Below are 17,597 nucleotides of genomic sequence, written 5' to 3'. Positions count from 1 at the left end.
AAGAGTAATCTACTTAAACTATAGACTTATGAATATATGTTGTTTTTATCATATTGCATATAAAAAAAAAGCTAAAAATGGCAAGTGCAATTCTGTACGCAATCTAGAAGTTTGTTTATTTCTTTAAGTTTCAAAGAATAATGTATAAACTGTCCTTCTCTGCTGGACTGCAAAATACCTTTTAGTTTCATGTTGATTAAATGATGCGACACCAATGATTGTTCACCATTTATTTTCTCACAAATTTCGTTTACCGAAAGGGAATCATTGTTGGTAAGCAACTCCACAATCGCCAAACGCATGGGATGAGCCACCGTTTTAAGGATAAAAGCAGCTTTTTCGAATTTTTCTAAATCTATTATTTCTACCATATCGCTTTAACATTTGCAAATAATAATTAATTCAAATATATGACAATATTTTCATATAAAAAATTCATCTTAGTATCAGAATTTTTTAACGATTTGGCCTATATTTATTATTCAAAGAAAATCAGATTATTCAAAAACAAATTATAGTTTCAAAAAAAAAGTTCAGAAAAACAAACAACCAAATGCAAGCAAAAGGAAAAATTCTTTGGACAGATTTAACGGTAGAAAACGCCGAAGAAATTAAAGATTTTTATGGCTCAGTAATTGGCTGGACATTCAGCGAGCAACCTTTAGACGATTACGTGGACTACAATGTACACAATACCCTAGAGGCTGGCGACGAATGTATAGCAGGTATTTGCCACAAAAAAGGATCGAATGCCAACATTCCCGCTCAATGGCTCAACTATGTGATTGTTAAAAATCTCAGTGAAAGTTTAGAAAATTGCCAAAAACTTGGTGGAAAAACAATAGACGGCCCAAGAAAAATGGGGAAAGATATGTTTGCGGTTATTCAAGATCCCGCAGGAGCCTATTTGGCGTTGATGGAAGCCACTGAAACGGCCATCTGATCATCTATCAAAAACCATTTCATATAAAAAAAATAAATATATAGCTTAGAGCTATAAAATTTTTGAAAATATGCGAGCCCTTTCATATCAAAAATATGGAAATCCAGAAAAAGTTCTTGATGTAGTTGAGGTAAGTACGCCCGAACCCAAACCGAATGAAGTTTTGGTTAAAGTGTATGCAACTACAATTAACGATTATGACTGGAGCTTGGTAAACGGCAGACCTTATTTGTATAGGTTGATGTTTGGTTTTTGGAAACCAAAAAATTCTACCCTAGGTATAGAGTTGGCCGGTTTTATAGTTAAAATTGGCTCCGAAGTGAAACTATTTAAGGAAGGCGATGAAGTTTTTGGAGATATTTCAGATTATGGTTTCGGAAGTTATGCTGAATTCTGTTGTATAAACGAAAAAGCTATTCTTAAAAAACCTGATTACTTGAGCATGAAAGAAGCAGCCTCAATTCCCCACGCTGCTGGTTTGGCTTTGCAAGCTTTTAAACAAATAGGTGGTTTAAAACAAGATCAAAAAATCCTCATAAACGGTGCTGGAGGAGGAGTGGGTTATTTCGCTTTTCAGTTGGCAAAAAGGTTTGGGTGTAAAATTTCTGGAGTAGATTCAGCTGAGAAAATTGAGGTTTTAAAGCATATCGGCTATGATAGATTAATAGACTACAAAAAGGAAAATTTTACCCAAAACGGAGAAAAATACGATTTCATATTGGATTGTAAAACAAACAAACCAGTCTATTCATATCTTAGGTCTTTAAGTCCTGGTGGGAAATACATCACCATCGGTGGCAAAATACAAGGCATTTTGGGGGCCTATTTATTGGGGAAAATTATCTCGCTTTTTTCCAATAAAAAAATGGAAGTGTTGGCACTAAAACCCAACGACGGCATAACTGAGGTTTTGGAATTGATTAAAGAAAAGAAAATCCAACTCCAAATTGATGGACCTTATAGATTTGAAGAAATCCCAAGACTAATTCAATATTTTGGCGAAGGCAAGCACTTAGGTAAAATAGTGGTAAAAATAAATGGCTAAAGGCCTGGAATAAATCTACCTGTTCGGGCCTTGCAGTCTCCATATTCGGGGTATTTTTCCGAGAGTTTTTGCTCTTCATAGTCGGTCTTAAAATAGAACAAAATCAATAGCAATAAAGAGATAATCAGTCTAGAAACAGATGCAGAGTAAATACTGCACCCAAAAACAGTTAATAGTATACCTGTTTAAATAGGATGTCTCACATACCTGTAAAGGCCAGAAGTAATCAGTTCAGAATTATTTTTGGGTGTTGGAAAAGCCGTCAAGTTTTTGTCGAGGTTCAATAAGGCAACTAAAACAATCAAAAAACCGATAATGGCAACCAACAAACTGGGAAATCGTAAATAATCAGCAACCTCAAAATTTAAATCAAATGGTATCAAGTAAATCAGAAACAAGAGGAATTGTGTCCCAACCAGCAAATAATCTTTGTTCGAACGCTTTGTCATTTTTCAAAATTCATACGCAAAGAAGAAATATTTTTTCGAGTATTTATGTAATATTTCTTACCAAAGTAAAAATTATGAAATCCTTGGAGCTATTCAACCGAAATGGTTAAGTATTTGAAATGTTCTAATCGCAACAAATAGTTATCTTTGGTCAAAGAATAAATTCAAATCCTGAAAGTATGAAACAACGGTTTTATTTTGATACATCTGTTTTCGGCGGAGTTTACGATGTGGAGTTTGAGGAAGAAACCCTGCAACTTTTTGAACGAGTTAAATTGGGACGAGTTATTTGTCTATTTTCTGATTTGACTGAAACAGAATTATTAAATGCCCCAGAAAATGTCAGGTCATTTTTTAAAAGTCTGCCCAAAAGTCAAATGGAAAGATTGACCATAAATTCAGAAATCATCGAACTTGCGACCAAATACATTGATGAAAAGGTTGTGGGTAAAACAAGTTTTGACGATTGTTTACATATAGCCACCGCCACAATAAACAAAGCAGACATACTTGTGAGTTGGAATTTTAAACATATTGTAAATGTTTATAGAATTAGAGGTTATAACTCGATAAATTTACGAATGAATTATTCGTCGCTAGAGATTCGGTCACCAAAAGAAATTTTAGAATATGAAGACTAAGCAAAAAACTGCTGAGAAAGAATTTGATACCGTGAAAACATTTCGTGAAATCAAAGAAAGAATATCCGCTGATATGGTCGGTAAGTCCAAAGAACAGATTTTGGATTATATTAGACTTAACAGCCTGAAAATGCAAACAGGTAAATAGGTATTTACCATGTAATAGTTTTATGAATTTTTCAAGTCAATGGGTGTTCAAATTTGAAAACCTATTTGAACAAAATATCTTAATTTATAGCTCACTAGAGTTTTTTTGAATAACACTTCCATTCATTTCAAAAAAAATACAAACAAATAACACTTGCCCCAAAAGCTTAATAAACATATCAATTCTTTCGATTTTTTCAGAGCCAGCATAGTCAGTATCTTGTTGGTATTGCCGATATATTGGGGTTTTTCTACCAATAATTATCCAGCAGGAATGTCAGTGGTGGTGGGTGTTATGTTTGCCTATTTCTCCAATATTGAAGGTACCAATAGAAACCGAATCATTGGCATGTTTTACAGCCTTTCTTTAGGCTTAATTGTACTTTCGGGATTCTTTTTGTCCGTAAATTTTCCTGATTACATTCGTATTCCGACACTTGCTTTACTCGTTTTTGGATCCTCCATGCTTTCTGTTTTTGGTTTTCGTGGCTCCATGATTGGTTTTGCCGGTCTTTTTGCCGTGGTAATGGGCTTCATGCTACACAAATACTCGCTACCCGTTTTAGAAATCCTGAAATTAGTGAGCCTTGGTGGCATAGTTTGTATTATAGTTTCGGCTTTGAGCCAGTTCATTTTTCAAAAAAGACATATTCAGTTACTATTGGCGGAATGTATAGAACTGACAGCCAACTACTTGAAGATGAGTGATGATATCAAATGGAATGCCACCACCAATACGCCAGACTTGCAGTACAGGTTGTTAAAAACACAAAGTGCCATCAACGAAAACCATGAACTACTTAGAAGTATGTTGATGAGCGAAAAATCGACCCTCATATCTTCTTCTGAAAATAGAAAGCTCTATCTGCTATTCATAGAAATGATAGATTTATACGAAATGGCTATTGCCTGGAATCCTGATTTTGAGGCATTTGAAGAAGAACTTGGAAAGTTTACAAACCTGCTACTACCCTATCAAAAAACTTCGGAATTGGTATCAGAGCATCTTATAAAACTCGGCGAAGCTCTTAGATCTAACAGTACTTTTAGTTTAGAACCAAATCTAGACGAAGCCTTGATTGAGGCCGAAAATAGCATCAAAGTATATGTAGATGCCGTAAAACTCCCAAAAGCACGCGAAGGAGCTTTGATGATGAGAAATCTTCTTGATCATGAACAGCGAGAAATCGAAAAGCTAAAACTGATTGACAATATTTACAACAACCTTTTGCAAGAGTCGCAATTGGTACCTCGTAGAAATAGTCAGTTTATAACTACCCAAAACTACTCTTGGAACACCATAAAGATAAACCTCAATACCGAGTCGGTTATTTTTAGGCATTCTATAAGGCTAACAACTGCGTTTCTATTGAGTTTTTTAATCGGCCAGTTTCTTAATCCCGACTACGCCAACTGGATTATCGTGACGACCATGGTAATTCTAAGACCCAATTACGGCCTCACTAAAAGTCGGGCCAAAAGCCGTATGGCGGGCACCATTTTGGGGATGATTTTTACGCTGGCTTTGGTTTATTTCTTTCAAAACAGCTTGATTTATGGCTCTGTGGCCGCAGTTTCCTTATTGGTAGGCTTCTCATTTATCAACAAAAACTATAAAATTGCCTCAGCCGGCATTACCATCAGTATTTTACTGCTTTATGTTTTAAACGAAAACGATTCCATTGAAATCATTCTCAACAGAGGGCTTTACACTTTCGTTGGCGTTTTGATTTCACTATTTGCTATGTATTTCATTTGGCCAGTTTGGGAGAAAGAAAACATAAAAGACGCCATAAAGAAGGCTTTGATAGCCAATCTCAACTACCTGAAAGCGGTAAATAATCTGTACAGAACCAAACAAGCGGCAGACACCGCTTACCGATTGATTCGTAAAGATGCTTTTATCAAAAATGGAAATCTTAACGGAGCATTTCAAAGACTGCAAGAAGAGCCAAAATCCAAAAAAAACCAGGTGAGCAATATCTATGCGGCAGTATTACTCAATCACAGTTTCTTGTCAGGAATTGCGGCCTATTCGGCTTATATTCAAAGTCATAAGACTACCAATACCTCCGAGAGTTTTGAAACTATCATGGATTACATCTGTGTAAACCTACAAAATGCAATAGCGATTCTGAAAGGTAAAAGCGTGACTAAAAACCCAGACAAATGTTTTGAGGCTTTTGAGTTTCTGGATAAAAAATATGCTGAACTCAACCTGAAACGCAACCTCGAAATTGAGTCAGGCATACTGACCATGTCCACCGAAATGCGGAGCAAACTGCAAGAAGCCAAAGTAATTATCGAACAGCTCAAATGGCTCAAAAACCTATCTGAAAATGTTCTGGGAGCGGTGGAGGTTTTGGGGTGAGTTTTTTGATTTAAACACATAGGTTGATAGAAAACATAGTTTTATTTTAATAGAGAGTTTCACTTACAGTTCTAGTATGGGAGTTTCATGGAGTTTTTCTCAAAACTATGTTAGTTTTTCAACAATATGATTAATTTAAAACTACATCAAATTTGTCCAAGACTTTGCAATTCCAAACACACTTTATTGTATCTAACAATAATTTCTTCCCAAGGACTTCCACCTAAAATATAGTCTAAATAAATTCCCGCTTTGAACCATTCTTTTTCCTGATTGCTAATTTTCCTTCCATTAATCAAGAATAAATCCGAGAATGAAAGTGCTATTTCAGCGGCAAGAATGTGCTCACTGATATATTTGTCATTCTTATTTTCACGAAATTTGGTCAGAATTTCCCTTAAATTTTCGTTTGCTTCTTTCAAATAATTCATCTATCAAACTATTAAGCGGTTAGTGTCACTCAAAAATAAACAAATACTATACCTAAATCTGTGCCTGTAAAATAATCTTTTGCAGTTCTACATTATCCATTCTTCCTATCCATTTGTCAACTTAAACAATTCTACCTAAGCATTGCAGAAGTCCTAAATATTTTGTATCTTCGTAATGTGAAAAATCTACAAAATAAAGGACTTGATTTCGTTGTTGACAAACTTACTAATTCAATTGAAAACGCCGTTACTAACGAAGTTTTTGATACAGAAATTAGAAGATTGACAATTGAAAACTCTAAGCAAATTAAGAAATCAGATTGGATTTTCGATTGGCATAAAGAATTAAAAGATACCACCAAGGAGGTTTATAAACTGACAACTGTAAACAACAATGATGTCATTCAAGGCCTTTTAAGTATTGAAGACAAACAAGACCACGTTTTTATGCATTTGATAGAAAGTTCTAAGTTTAATAAAGGAAAGAGTAAAATTTATTTGGGTGTGGCAGGTAACCTTGTGGCTTTTGCTTGTAAAATGTCATTTGAACTAAAATATGATGGCGTGGTTTCATTTATTGCCAAAAGTAAATTGATTAAACACTATGAACAAACCCTTGGAGCGAAACTTTTTGGGGGTAATCGAATGTTTATAGATACAAAAGAAGCACTAATTTTAATTTACAAATATTTCAAAAACTTTAAGCCATGATAGATTTCAAAAAAATGGACGATAAGGACTTTGTATTTGTCAACGAGTCTTTGAGTGAGAAAGATGAAAAAGAATTTAGTGCCTTCCTGAAACTAAAAAGGACAAAGGCAAAAAAGACTATTTCATTAAGAAATTCAAAGTCTCTTCAAACTTAGATATTTCTCTTCATTGGTTTGGAAAGAGATTATAACCTTTGCGTCCTCCCGCCTTTGTGGTTCAACCTCAATATCACCACCCCAATGTCTCTTTCAATTCTTTATACCCGCTTTTGCTTACGCTCACTCTTGCTCCGCTTTTTAATAGAAGTTGGTACGAGTTCTTCTCGTACAATTCGAGTTTTTGAATAAATGACACATTAACTAAAAACGAGCGGTGAACTCTTAAAAACGAATTTGGCAAAAGCTCTTCAAATTCTTTCATAGTTTTTTGTTTCAAAAACTTAGCTTTTTCTGTGTATATCCACACATAGTCGCCATAAGTTTCTAAATGTGTGACATCTTGGAATGGAATCATTTCTATTTTTGCTCCATCTTTTATGACGATTCTGTCCAAAGCCTTATCGGGATGTGGTGGAGTGGCTAAGAGATTTTTGATTTCTTCCTTGGTATCTACTTTGGCTTCAATTTTTTCCTTTACTTTTTGTAAAGCCTTCTGAAACCTATCTCTTGAAAAAGGCTTTAGCAGATAATCCACAGCATTCTTTTCAAAAGCTTCTATGGCGTATTGGTCATAAGCCGTAGAAAAAACCACAATGGGCGGATTAGGCAAAAGTTCGAGCAATTCCAAACCCGTAAGCTTGGGCATTTGTATGTCCAAAAATATCAAATCGGGCTGCAATTCGGTGATTTTTTTCATGGCTTCAAAACCATCTCCAGCTTCTCCGACAACCTCAAAATCAGGGTCGACTTTTATGAAATTTTGCACCAAAGTACGAGCCAAGGCTTCGTCGTCTATTAATAATGTTTTGATTTTCATTTCTAAGCTTTTTTAAGAACCGCAAAGCCGCTATGTCGCAAGGCTTTATCTATTTTGAGTACTACAATTACTAATTCATAGGAATACTTATCCAAACCACAAACTTATTGTCGACCACTTGGTTTTCAAAAATTGCAAGATTCTTATACATCAACCTCAGCCTTTCTTTTATATTTTTTAGACCTGTTTTGGTACCTACTTTTTTGCCTCCATCTTTATCAAACGTATTTTCTATGACTAATTCCAGCCTATTTTCATTCACTTCGGCTTTGAAAAGAATCCTCTCGGGATTGAGCGAATTATAAATGCCATGTTTTATAGCGTTTTCAAAAAGTGTTTGCAATAGCATACTAGGCACCTCTACATCAAGAGCTTCTTCAGCCACCTGCATTTCAACATTTATTTTTTCGCCAAACCGGATTTTTTCTATGTCCAAATACGCCTCACACATCTCCAATTCTTTCTTTAACGGCACTTTTTGCATTTGCCCATAACCCACCGTATATCTCAAAAAATCCGAAAGTTTTATCACCATATCATGAGCTTTGTCGGGGTCAATGATGGTCAGTGAACTGATGCTATTGAGGCTATTAAATATAAAATGGGGATTCATTTGGTTTCGCAAAAGTGTCAATTCAGCTTCCTGAATAGACTCGCTCAGGCGGCTTTCGATTTCCTTTTTTTCTATGTATGAGTTATAATATCTAAGCAAATAAATAGAAATCACAAATACGATGTAGGCGAAAAAGCAAAAGGGAATTTTGAATGCTACCGAGCCCGCTATGTAGTCTTCGATGCGATTGCCTGAAAATATAATTCTCAAAAAAAGGTGCGTAAGCGAAATCCAAGAAAACGCAAAAACCAAAAACAAGAGCAGGTGATTAAAGACAAGGTAAGACAGCTTTTGACTTTCCCATGACATAAAATTGATAGGATACCACATGCCTATCATCAAACATGCCATGATAAAATTCTGCATGATGATATCTGCCGCTAGATAGTCTTTCTCTGCTGGCACAAAATAAGCCATCACCAAGAAGAACGAAATACCCAAAAATATCCAAACAGAAAAATACCTCAGAATCCTCTTTCTACCGCTCAATATAGGGTTTTGCATAGACTTAGTATCTTATTACTTCCAAACCACCCATAATGACTGTGCCTTTAATCTTTAGTGTTTTTGATTCATCTTCCACAGCATCTTCAGCGTTGTGGTCTTTTGAGTCACCCATGATGTTATTAGTATCTAAAACTATGTTCCAGTCTTTAGGTACAGTAATTTTGGCTCCACCCATCATCAAAAACACATCAATAGAAGCTCCTTTTTTTAGGTTTGCTTTTGTCAAATCTATTTCAGCACCTCCCATTACACAATTGATGATTCCGCCTTTCATTTCTGTAAAGTTGTATTCTTTTTTACTGCCACCCATCATATTATTCACTTCAAAAAAATCATTTCTGCTTTTTCCATCTTCCGAATTTTCTTCGCTCGATACGCGGTCTTGAAGTTTACCTAACACACCCAGGCCACCGATTATTACCAATACAATAACCAAGTATTTTATGAAAGTTTTTTTGTTTTCCATTATTAAAATTTATTTTAGGGATAAAAATAACACTATAACACATTGAATAACAAACGACAACAGAAATTAATACCTTTTAATTTCTATACCACCCATCACCACGTTGCCAGTTAAATATAACTTCTTCTCTTTATTGACCACCGACTCTGGAAACTTAGTGATTTGGTCATCTACACCACCCATGATAGGTAAAACGTCTATCTGTACATTCCATTCTTTGGGTACTCTGAGTTGCAAGCCGCCCATCAGCAAAAAAACATTTAGTGTGGCTTTTTCAGCCAAATTGGCCTCTGTGAGATCTAACTGAGCCCCCCCCATCACACAATTTATCTGTCCGCCTTCGAAGTTTTTTGAAAACACCTTTTTGTTGGTTCCACCCATAATGTTCGACTCATTTATATATTCAAACTCAGTGCCATCAGCTTTCAATTGTACCTTGGGCAAATCAAACTTTGGATTGAAATATTTGTAAAGTATCAGACCACCTAAGCCCACCAACAGCATTGGCCAAAGTTTAAAGTAAGTTTGACGCTCAGCAGAAGTCAGAAAGTCTGGAATAAAGAAAACAACTGCTATGGTAGTAGCAATAATACCTTCCATGTTTTTCCCTTTCAAAAAGGCATTGATACCAATAATGAGTGGAATCAATCTCCAACTAAAGATTTTAACTGGGAAACTGAAATTAAACAACCCAAAGTTTCTAAGTAAAAAAAGCCCCCCAATCGCTACCAAAAGTATAGACCAGAAGAAGACCGCATTTTTATTGTTCATGTTCATAATTTGTATTTTTTTTCTTCAAAAGTAGTCCCAAATCCTACCTAAAGAAAACAGGTATTCGGTGAGTGTTCAAACTTTTACCGATAAATGAGCGTTTTTTGTCGGTGAATGGAATTTGGTATTGTTTGAATAAAAAGGAATATCTTATTTAACAATCAAAACGTTTTAGCTATTTTCCAACTTTGCCTTTAATTTCAAAAAGTAATCTTCAAAGTATTTTTTTGATAAATAAGCCACCAAAACCACCGATAAAAACAAGATGCTATAAAAAGCAATAGTAGAGAAGAAAGGTGCCATTTGACCCAAAAATGGCTTTAAAACTAATACAATAGCATAAATAACAAACATGTGGTACATGTAAATTCCGTAGGAGATTTCACCCAAATAGGATAAATACTTATTCTCAAATCTAAACAAATTGTGAGGAATAAGCGAAACTCCAATGATTACATAAAGAAAAAGGAAATCTAGAAAAAGTTTAGAAAAAACTGGCGTGCTGAAAAAGGTTTTCCAAAGCTGATTTTGAAAATTGACATTATAAATCAAAAAGACCGCCAATAAGCCATAAATTAGGATTTGAATCGTCTTTTTGTATATGAAAAGATTTAGGAAGTCTGTTTTCCTGTTAAAAACAAAATAAGCTCCCAAACCTCCAATAGCCATGGCGTCAAAGCTCAGAATGCTGGAAATATATCTAAAAAGCTCATTCTTGCAGATATAAATCGACGCTAAATCAATGACCATTTTCGTCAGTATGACTCCCAGCAGCAACTGTAAAATGTGCTTTTTGAAAACTTTGAAAAGTGGTGCCCAAATCAAATAAAAAACCTCTTCTACACCGATAGACCACAGTGGCTCTAAGATATGATGTCCAAAATAAAAAGTGACTAAGCCAGGAAAGAAGAAAATGAAATAATACCAAACCTGAGAGAAAGTGTAGGGCATTTCATAACTGATATGTAGGAACTTAAATACAACTGGTAATACTAAAGCACCCACAATAAACATCAAAAAATATAAAGGCCAGATTCGTAAGGTCCGTTTAATGTAGAAGGCCTTTATGCTTGTTTTTCCAGTTTTTTTATCTTCTTTTAACAAAAGATAGGTAATCAAGAAGCCACTCAGAACAAAGAAAAAGGTCACTGCATTGCCTCCGTTTTTGAAAAAGCTCAACCAATCTAGATTAAAAAGCCCATTTTTCTTTCTGACCGCCTCCGCATGATGGATTACCACAAAAAAGGCCGCAATAAAGCGGAGTGCATTGAGGCCTTCAAAGTGTTTAATATTCTTATAGTCGGGCATTAAAATGAATATTTTCAATAATCTATCAAAAGTACAACGAGGCTACTGAAAATAAAATCTATCTACAGTTTATGTCTTAATTTATCCACTACAAGAGTCGTTGTTCTAGACATTCTTAACCATTCAATCAAGCTTTTCGTCCAACAATACCATTTTTCAATTCAGTAATTGCAATATTTTTTTACCTTTGGTATAATTCCATGCAACACCTTACGAATTTTACAAACTATTAATTATTAAAACAAACTCTAAAATTATGACAAAAAAGGTCTTTACATTGCTTGTGGCTCTGATGGTGAGCATAGGTTTTGGAGCCAATGCTCAAAAGAAAAAGAAAGCTGAAGAAGCAAAACCCGTAGTGGCCGAGGTACCTAAAAAACCTGATGCACCTAAAAAACCTGAAACTCCAAAAAAAGGCCCAAAACCTTACAAAGAAGTTGTCGACAGCACGGCGGTTACTCAAAAAGGTATGATGACCGTGCACAAAATGGACGACAAATACCTTTTTGAAATTCCAGATTCGCTACTTGAAAGAGAAATTATGTCTATCACCAGATTCTCTAAAACACCTGCGGGTGGTGGAATTTTTGGTGGAGAAGAGGTAAATCGCCAAGTGGTAAAATGGGAAAAAGGCATCAACAACAACTTGCTTTTGAGGTCGATTACTAAAGTGATTATGTCGCCAGACAGCTCAAAACCTATGGCCCAAGCCGTAAAAAACTCTAGTGCGGATCCTATTATTGGTAATTTTGAAATCAAAGCCATCAAGAAAGATTCTGCCGGGAAAGTTGCTTTGGGGTACGTAATAGATGTAACAAGCACTTTCGATTCTGACATTCAGACTTTTTCGCTGGGTTCTATCGACAAACAATTTTTGAATATTGTAGCTTTCCAAAAAGACAGATCGTTTATTCAGAAGATAAGAACTTATCCCATAAATACCGAAATCAGAACAGTAAAGACGTTCTCGACTACGCCACCGCGTATATCGCTAACCCCAATTCCTCAAATAGGCACCAATTTGCCAGCTGCACTAGACGCTGGTGTAATCACCATGGAGTTTAACACTTCCATGATTTTGCTCCCTAAAGTACCAATGCGTAAAAGGATATTTGATGCTCGTGTAGGTTATTTTGCAAATAGTTTTGGGGTTTTTGAAGAAGAATCGCACAAAGCAGATGAAGATGTGTTTGCAGTAAGATGGAAATTAGAGCCGAAGTCTAAAGAAGATGCCGAAAAACAAAAAAGAGGTGAGCTAATAGAGCCCAAAAAGCCAATTGTTTACTTCATAGACCCAGCAACGCCTGAAAAATGGAGAAAATACATAAAAGCGGGTATTGACGACTGGCAACCAGCCTATGAAGCGGCAGGTTGGAAAAACGCCATCAGAGGTGAATATTGGCCAGAAAACGACACGACCATGAGTTTAGAAGATGCTCGTTTTTCGGTTGTTAGATATTTTGCTGCCGACATTCAGAATGCTTACGGGCCAAACGTGCATGACCCACGCTCAGGTGAGATTCTAGAAAGTCATATCGGCTGGTACCACAATATCATGAGCCTTTTGAGAAACTGGTATTTGATACAAACCGCCGCTGCCGACCCAGCAGCCAGAATGAAAAAATTTGACGACCATTTAATGGGTGAATTGATTCGTTTTGTGTCATCACACGAAGTTGGACATACTTTGGGCTTACGTCACAACATGGGTGCTTCGTCTGCTACGCCAGTAGAAAAACTCAGAGACCCAGCTTTCCAAGAGAAAAGTGGACATACTTCTTCTATAATGGACTATGCGAGATTTAACTACGTAGCTCAACCAGAAGACGGCGTGAAGCATTTCTTCCCTCGTATTGGTGACTACGACAAATGGGCCATTAAATGGGGTTACAGCTATTTTGCAGATGCAAAAGACGAAGACGAAGAAAAGAAAATCTTGAACAACATGACCAAAGAGGCTTACAAAAATCGTCGCCTTTGGTTTGGAACAGAAATCAGCCCATATGACCCTCGTTATCAGACAGAAGATATCGGCGACAATGCCATGAGAGCATCGGAATATGGTATCAAAAACTTGAAGCGTATTTTGCCTAACCTAATGGAATACAGCAAAGAAAATGGTGAAAGTTACCAAGAATTAGAAGAAATGTATATGAATTTGGTAGGTCAGTTTCGTAGATATATGGGTCACGTTACCAAAAACGTAGGTGGAATCTATGACACTCCTAAAACTTACGACATGGAAGGAAACCAGTTTGAAATAGTACCAAAAGCTATCCAAAAAGACGCTGTGGCGTTTTTGAACATGCAATTGTTTACTACTCCACTGTGGATGATGGATCAAAACATTTTGTCGAAAATCAAACCTGAAAATGGCGTTGAAGCTATAAAAGGTATGCAAGATGCTACTCTTTCTAGCTTATTGATGGGTGACCGTGCAGTTAGATTGATGGAAAGCGGAGCTGCAGGGGCAGGAAATTACACCTTAGACGAAATGATGACCGACCTGAAAAGTGGTATTTTTTCTGAACTAAAAACCAAAACGAGCATAGATATCTACAGAAGAAACATTCAGAAAGTGTTTGTAGATAAGGTAACCGCACTTTTAAAACCAGGAAACGCAATGGTAAGATCAATACCTGTTGGAGTAACTTACGGCTTCAATACCAGAGTTGTGAACTTAGCTCAAACAGACTTACCTTCGATAGCCAGAGGACAATTGATTGACTTGAAAAACGAAATGAAAGCAGCCTCAGCCAGAATGACTGACAAACTAAGCAAATATCATTTACAAGATTTGATAGCCAGAATAGACTTGGCCTTGGATCCTAAATGATTTTGAAATTGGTATATTTTATAACGAAAGCCACCTCAATTGGGGTGGCTTTTTTGCGGGGAAAATTAATTTCAAACCACCATCTTCTCACCCACTCCCAAAAGTATCAGCTCTTTATTTGCTTCAGCAAATGCAGTTTTAGCCACATGATGATCTATTTTAATAGGTGGGAATGAATCAAAATGACATCCGAATATCTTTGAACATTCAATAAAATCGGCCGCAATGATGGCATCCTCGTAACCCATCGTGAAATAATCTCCGACTGGCAGAATAGCAAAGTCTAATGGAGGACAAATTTTAGGAATCAACTGCATATCCAATGTCAGTGCTGTATCCCCAGCATGATAAAAACAGTTTTCATCGTTCCAAATTACAAAACCGAATGGATTGCCTCCATAAGTTCCATCAGGCAGTACGCTAGAATGAATGGCCGTTACAAGTTTAAGTGTTCCAAAATCAAAGGTAAACTTACCTCCAATGTTCATTCCGTGGGCAATTAATCCTTTTTTCTGATACCATTCAGCTATTTCATAATTAGAAATTATGGAAGCATTACATTGTTTCGCAATAACCTCAGCATCAGCCACATGGTCGCCATGCCCGTGCGTAAGTAAAACATAATCAACTTGGATTTCAGCCAATGCCACATTTCTGGCAATCGGATTTCCTGAAATAAAGGGATCAAAAATCAGGCGTTTGCCGCCAAATTCTACAATAAAACACGAGTGACCTAAATATTGAATTTTCATAATCTTTATTTTTATACCGCAAAGCCGCTATGATGCAAAGGTTTTATTCTTTAAACTTTAAAAACGCAAAACGGATTATAACTTTCTACCTAAAATATAAATATTTATACGATTCCACCCATTTGTGGATCGGTAAAGCTCTCTTTTCCAGTTTCTACATGGCCGGCATAATGCCAACCTGCCTCTTTACTGCCCTTGCTTCTGATCAAAAAATCATACCAAGAATGGCTATTGGTCAAATCCAGAGATACCTTTTTGTATTCGTTTTTAGAAAGCGTGATCATCTTTATTCCAGTTTTATAGGCCAAGTCAACCACTTCTACCTGAATGGTTTTCCCACTGATGTTTTTGATTTGCAAGTCAATATTTCCATTAAACTTCCTATCCTTCCCTTCTTGATACCAAAGTTTAGCATCGAAGCTATTGGTTTCTACATTGACTTTAAAAGCCCTATAAAAACCGTTCGGGCCATAGACTTCAAACTTAAACTTTTCGCTGTCTAGCATCCAAGTATCTGTTATGGTGTCGCCAGCCTTCAATGCATAATTGCGAGTTTTCATTTCGCCATTTTCTCTGTAATACACCACAAATGGACAACCAACAGCTTCCTCACCAAACATCTGTTTGCCTACTTTGAAAGTAATCTCAAACCTATCGTCTCTTTCTTTGCCCTCCACATAAAGTTCGTAAGGCAAGGCACATGCTCGCTTTATTCCCTTTTCCTGTTTTGGCATCCAAGCCGATTTTTCAGGGGACTTATTGGCTTCAATCACCTCCTCTGCTGTCAGAGCTTTATAGTTATTGGGCAATTTTTTAAACTTAGCCGCATGTATGGTTTCAATAAACAGCTCTTTTTTCACAAACTCCAAAGTATCTATTTTCTCACCATTATAAGGCTTAAAAACCGAAGTTAAATCTCCACAAACAGTTCTTCTCCAGTCGCTTATATTTTCTTCTTTTACATTCTTATTGAATTTCTTAGAAACAAATTTTTCCAAAAACTGTATCATAGAGGTATGGTCAAAAATTTCAGAACAAACCTGTCCACCCCTACTCCAAGGCGAAGCAATGACCAAAGGAACCCTGAATCCCAAACCAATCGGACTCTCACGGGCATCTTTTTCTGGATTTTTATATCTTCGTTGTTTCTCGTGTTCAATATTTACATGCTCCACTGAAGTATCTATTCCAGACGAAACCTTGCCTTTATTGGGTTTTAAATGATGCGGCGGCACAAAAGGGGGAATATGATCAAAATACCCATCGTTTTCGTCATAGGCCAAAATGAAAATCGTTTTCTTCCAAATCTCAGGATTTTTGGTCAAAATCTCCATCACCTCGGACACATACCAAGCTCCATACCAAGGTGCTCCAGGATGATCTGAAAAATTCTCGGGTGCTACTAACCACGAAACCGCCGGCAATTTATCTTCGCTTACATCTTTTCTGAATTGATACAAAACATCGCCCTTAGGTACTTCCAAGCTCCTTTTAGTACCGTTATCATTATATTCTACCGTTATAAGTTCTCTGTAATCTGCGTCAGCTCTATTATTTGTAAAGGCTTTTTTATGCAGATTTCTCTGAAAAGCACTCAGTTTTTCAAAATTCTCAGGTGTGTATTCTACAATATCCACTTTCAGAATCTCTAAAAAAGACTGAAGATTTGCCAATTCTCGTTTTGCTTTTTCCAGTTCCTGACCAGAGAGTGAAGTGATTTTCACCTTCAATTCTTCAATTTTCACTGGAATTATATCCTTTACTTTGTGTAAATAAGCATGATACTCCGGTGCAAACTTCACTTTATATTGGTCAAACCATTCAATGGAATTGTCAGTAAAGTTGGCCAGCCAAGCATCGCTTTCCCCTTCTAATCCAGACCTCAGACTGATTTCGTTTTGGTATATCCTCCAAGAAATTCCAGCTTCCTCCAACCGTTCGGGAAAAGACTTCCAATACGCCCAACGACCATAATCCACATCTTCGTTTTTCACATTAGCCTTCGATTCAAAGCTCGCTTTTTCTCTAATTGTGCCCGACCACATGTATAATCTATTGGGCGTTGTACCTGTTAAAGAAGAACAAAAATTCTGATCGCAAACCGTAAAAGCATCGGCCAAAGCATAATAAAACGGAATATCTTGTCGGTCATAATAACCCAATGTCAGCGGCATTTCTTTGTATTCTTCATGGCCAGAGGGTTTGGCTTGCAACCATTGATCATATTTTCCATCGTTCCGGGCATCTACTTGATTCTCCCAAGAATGTGGCAAAGAACTCATCCAAGTAGCATTGGTTTCTTTCAAATCCAAACGAAAAGGTGCAAATGTCTCTCCCTTTGGGTTGGTTTGTAAAAATACCTTATTGTTGTTGGGAAGTCTAATCGCACGAGGGTCATTGAAACCTCTCACACCTTTCAGCGTACCAAAACTGTGATCGAAAGACCGATTTTCTTGCATCAAAATCACAACATGTTCGGCATCCCAAAACGTACTTCCTTCGGCTGGATTGATGGCCATGGCTTTAAGAATAGAAGTTGGTAAAGCCATTCCTGCAGCAAGCATAGAAGCCTTTTTTATAAAATCTCTACGAGAGTCCATTTGTTATCTAGATTGAATTTTTCAGAAATAT

General features: G+C 36.5%; 18 protein-coding genes. 8 read left to right on the top strand and 10 right to left on the bottom strand.

The window, feature by feature from the left end; translation table 11 throughout:
- Positions 1 to 71: 71 nt before the first annotated feature.
- The gene (locus EGI26_RS19050) at positions 72 to 371 is read right to left on the bottom strand and encodes a helix-turn-helix transcriptional regulator (RefSeq protein WP_255080663.1); all 300 of its coding nucleotides are present in this window, start codon (positions 369 to 371) and stop codon (positions 72 to 74) included.
- A 182-nt stretch (positions 372 to 553) separates the two neighbouring features.
- Between EGI26_RS19050 and EGI26_RS19045 the strand changes: the two genes are divergently transcribed.
- Both EGI26_RS19045 and EGI26_RS19040 read left to right on the top strand, forming a co-directional pair.
- Positions 554 to 943, top strand: coding sequence for a VOC family protein (locus EGI26_RS19045; protein WP_255080662.1), 390 nt, complete (start codon positions 554 to 556; stop codon positions 941 to 943).
- A gap of 70 nt (positions 944 to 1,013) precedes the next feature.
- Positions 1,014 to 1,988, top strand: a complete 975-nt coding sequence (locus tag EGI26_RS19040; RefSeq protein ID WP_255080661.1) for an NAD(P)-dependent alcohol dehydrogenase — start codon at positions 1,014 to 1,016, stop codon at positions 1,986 to 1,988.
- A gap of 185 nt (positions 1,989 to 2,173) precedes the next feature.
- Here EGI26_RS19040 and EGI26_RS19035 read toward each other — a convergent pair whose 3' ends face one another.
- A complete protein-coding gene (locus EGI26_RS19035) occupies positions 2,174 to 2,437 on the bottom strand; it encodes an isoprenylcysteine carboxylmethyltransferase family protein (RefSeq protein ID WP_255080660.1) in 264 nt (87 codons plus the stop codon).
- 179 nt (positions 2,438 to 2,616) lie between these two features.
- Between EGI26_RS19035 and EGI26_RS19030 the strand changes: the two genes are divergently transcribed.
- The 3 genes from EGI26_RS19030 to EGI26_RS19020 all read left to right on the top strand — a co-directional run bounded on the left by EGI26_RS19030 (position 2,617) and on the right by EGI26_RS19020 (position 5,596).
- A complete protein-coding gene (locus EGI26_RS19030; RefSeq protein ID WP_255080659.1) occupies positions 2,617 to 3,078 on the top strand; it encodes a PIN domain-containing protein in 462 nt (153 codons plus the stop codon).
- Positions 3,068 to 3,226: a hypothetical protein gene (locus EGI26_RS19025; protein ID WP_255080658.1), complete on the top strand. Its 159-nt coding sequence runs from the start codon at positions 3,068 to 3,070 to the stop codon at positions 3,224 to 3,226. The genes EGI26_RS19030 and EGI26_RS19025 overlap by 11 nt, the downstream gene beginning before the upstream one ends.
- A gap of 153 nt (positions 3,227 to 3,379) precedes the next feature.
- Positions 3,380 to 5,596, top strand: coding sequence for an FUSC family protein (locus EGI26_RS19020; protein ID WP_255080657.1), 2,217 nt, complete (start codon positions 3,380 to 3,382; stop codon positions 5,594 to 5,596).
- Between the two features lie 146 nt (positions 5,597 to 5,742).
- Here EGI26_RS19020 and EGI26_RS19015 read toward each other — a convergent pair whose 3' ends face one another.
- The gene (locus tag EGI26_RS19015) at positions 5,743 to 6,027 is read right to left on the bottom strand and encodes a hypothetical protein (RefSeq protein WP_255080656.1); all 285 of its coding nucleotides are present in this window, start codon (positions 6,025 to 6,027) and stop codon (positions 5,743 to 5,745) included.
- A gap of 177 nt (positions 6,028 to 6,204) precedes the next feature.
- Between EGI26_RS19015 and EGI26_RS19010 the strand changes: the two genes are divergently transcribed.
- Positions 6,205 to 6,738, top strand: a complete 534-nt coding sequence (locus tag EGI26_RS19010; protein ID WP_255080655.1) for a hypothetical protein — start codon at positions 6,205 to 6,207, stop codon at positions 6,736 to 6,738.
- Positions 6,735 to 6,893: a hypothetical protein gene (locus tag EGI26_RS19005; protein WP_255080654.1), complete on the top strand. Its 159-nt coding sequence runs from the start codon at positions 6,735 to 6,737 to the stop codon at positions 6,891 to 6,893. Before EGI26_RS19010 ends, EGI26_RS19005 begins: the two co-directional genes overlap by 4 nt.
- Positions 6,894 to 6,966: 73 nt before the next feature.
- On the opposite strand, the gene EGI26_RS19000 is transcribed toward EGI26_RS19005, so the two are convergent.
- The 5 genes from EGI26_RS19000 to EGI26_RS18980 form a co-directional block, all read right to left on the bottom strand.
- The gene (locus EGI26_RS19000) at positions 6,967 to 7,713 is read right to left on the bottom strand and encodes a LytTR family DNA-binding domain-containing protein (RefSeq protein ID WP_255080653.1); all 747 of its coding nucleotides are present in this window, start codon (positions 7,711 to 7,713) and stop codon (positions 6,967 to 6,969) included.
- A gap of 70 nt (positions 7,714 to 7,783) precedes the next feature.
- Entirely contained in the window at positions 7,784 to 8,830 is a 1,047-nt protein-coding gene (locus EGI26_RS18995) for a sensor histidine kinase (RefSeq protein WP_255080652.1), read from the bottom strand.
- Positions 8,831 to 8,834: 4 nt separating this feature from the next.
- Complete coding sequence (locus EGI26_RS18990) at positions 8,835 to 9,299, bottom strand: LiaF domain-containing protein (RefSeq protein ID WP_255080651.1); 465 nt, start codon at positions 9,297 to 9,299, stop codon at positions 8,835 to 8,837.
- Between the two features lie 66 nt (positions 9,300 to 9,365).
- Positions 9,366 to 10,076, bottom strand: coding sequence for a LiaI-LiaF-like domain-containing protein (locus EGI26_RS18985; protein ID WP_255080650.1), 711 nt, complete (start codon positions 10,074 to 10,076; stop codon positions 9,366 to 9,368).
- A gap of 165 nt (positions 10,077 to 10,241) precedes the next feature.
- On the bottom strand, positions 10,242 to 11,378 hold the full coding sequence (locus tag EGI26_RS18980; RefSeq protein WP_255080649.1) for an acyltransferase: 1,137 nt from the start codon (positions 11,376 to 11,378) through the stop codon (positions 10,242 to 10,244).
- Between the two features lie 256 nt (positions 11,379 to 11,634).
- Here EGI26_RS18980 and EGI26_RS18975 point away from each other — a divergent pair, with 256 nt between their 5' ends.
- On the top strand, positions 11,635 to 14,214 hold the full coding sequence (locus EGI26_RS18975) for a zinc-dependent metalloprotease (protein ID WP_255080648.1): 2,580 nt from the start codon (positions 11,635 to 11,637) through the stop codon (positions 14,212 to 14,214).
- Between the two features lie 71 nt (positions 14,215 to 14,285).
- Here the strand turns inward: EGI26_RS18975 and EGI26_RS18970 are convergent, their stop codons facing one another.
- Together EGI26_RS18970 and EGI26_RS18965 are read right to left on the bottom strand one after the other, a co-directional pair.
- Positions 14,286 to 14,966 (bottom strand): metal-dependent hydrolase, encoded by a 681-nt coding sequence (locus tag EGI26_RS18970; protein ID WP_255080647.1) that lies wholly within the window; start codon positions 14,964 to 14,966, stop codon positions 14,286 to 14,288.
- A 104-nt stretch (positions 14,967 to 15,070) separates the two neighbouring features.
- Complete coding sequence (locus EGI26_RS18965) at positions 15,071 to 17,566, bottom strand: phosphocholine-specific phospholipase C (protein WP_255080646.1); 2,496 nt, start codon at positions 17,564 to 17,566, stop codon at positions 15,071 to 15,073.
- Between the last annotated feature and the right edge of the window lie 31 nt (positions 17,567 to 17,597).

It is taken from the genome of Lacihabitans sp. CCS-44 (assembly GCF_024343735.1).
GTDB lineage: Bacteria > Bacteroidota > Bacteroidia > Cytophagales > Spirosomataceae > Leadbetterella.
This window is presented reverse-complemented; position numbering and strand designations above follow the sequence as displayed.

Coding starts and splice junctions, on each gene's coding strand:
- EGI26_RS19050 (WP_255080663.1), bottom strand. CDS start 371: ATGGTAGAAATAATAGATTTAGAAAAATTCGAAAAAGCTGCTTTTATC.
- EGI26_RS19045 (WP_255080662.1), top strand. CDS start 554: ATGCAAGCAAAAGGAAAAATTCTTTGGACAGATTTAACGGTAGAAAAC.
- EGI26_RS19040 (WP_255080661.1), top strand. CDS start 1,014: ATGCGAGCCCTTTCATATCAAAAATATGGAAATCCAGAAAAAGTTCTT.
- EGI26_RS19035 (WP_255080660.1), bottom strand. CDS start 2,437: ATGACAAAGCGTTCGAACAAAGATTATTTGCTGGTTGGGACACAATTC.
- EGI26_RS19030 (WP_255080659.1), top strand. CDS start 2,617: ATGAAACAACGGTTTTATTTTGATACATCTGTTTTCGGCGGAGTTTAC.
- EGI26_RS19025 (WP_255080658.1), top strand. CDS start 3,068: ATGAAGACTAAGCAAAAAACTGCTGAGAAAGAATTTGATACCGTGAAA.
- EGI26_RS19015 (WP_255080656.1), bottom strand. CDS start 6,027: ATGAATTATTTGAAAGAAGCAAACGAAAATTTAAGGGAAATTCTGACC.
- EGI26_RS19005 (WP_255080654.1), top strand. CDS start 6,735: ATGATAGATTTCAAAAAAATGGACGATAAGGACTTTGTATTTGTCAAC.
- EGI26_RS19000 (WP_255080653.1), bottom strand. CDS start 7,713: ATGAAAATCAAAACATTATTAATAGACGACGAAGCCTTGGCTCGTACT.
- EGI26_RS18995 (WP_255080652.1), bottom strand. CDS start 8,830: ATGCAAAACCCTATATTGAGCGGTAGAAAGAGGATTCTGAGGTATTTT.
- EGI26_RS18990 (WP_255080651.1), bottom strand. CDS start 9,299: ATGGAAAACAAAAAAACTTTCATAAAATACTTGGTTATTGTATTGGTA.
- EGI26_RS18985 (WP_255080650.1), bottom strand. CDS start 10,076: ATGAACATGAACAATAAAAATGCGGTCTTCTTCTGGTCTATACTTTTG.
- EGI26_RS18980 (WP_255080649.1), bottom strand. CDS start 11,378: ATGCCCGACTATAAGAATATTAAACACTTTGAAGGCCTCAATGCACTC.
- EGI26_RS18975 (WP_255080648.1), top strand. CDS start 11,635: ATGACAAAAAAGGTCTTTACATTGCTTGTGGCTCTGATGGTGAGCATA.
- EGI26_RS18970 (WP_255080647.1), bottom strand. CDS start 14,966: ATGAAAATTCAATATTTAGGTCACTCGTGTTTTATTGTAGAATTTGGC.
- EGI26_RS18965 (WP_255080646.1), bottom strand. CDS start 17,566: ATGGACTCTCGTAGAGATTTTATAAAAAAGGCTTCTATGCTTGCTGCA.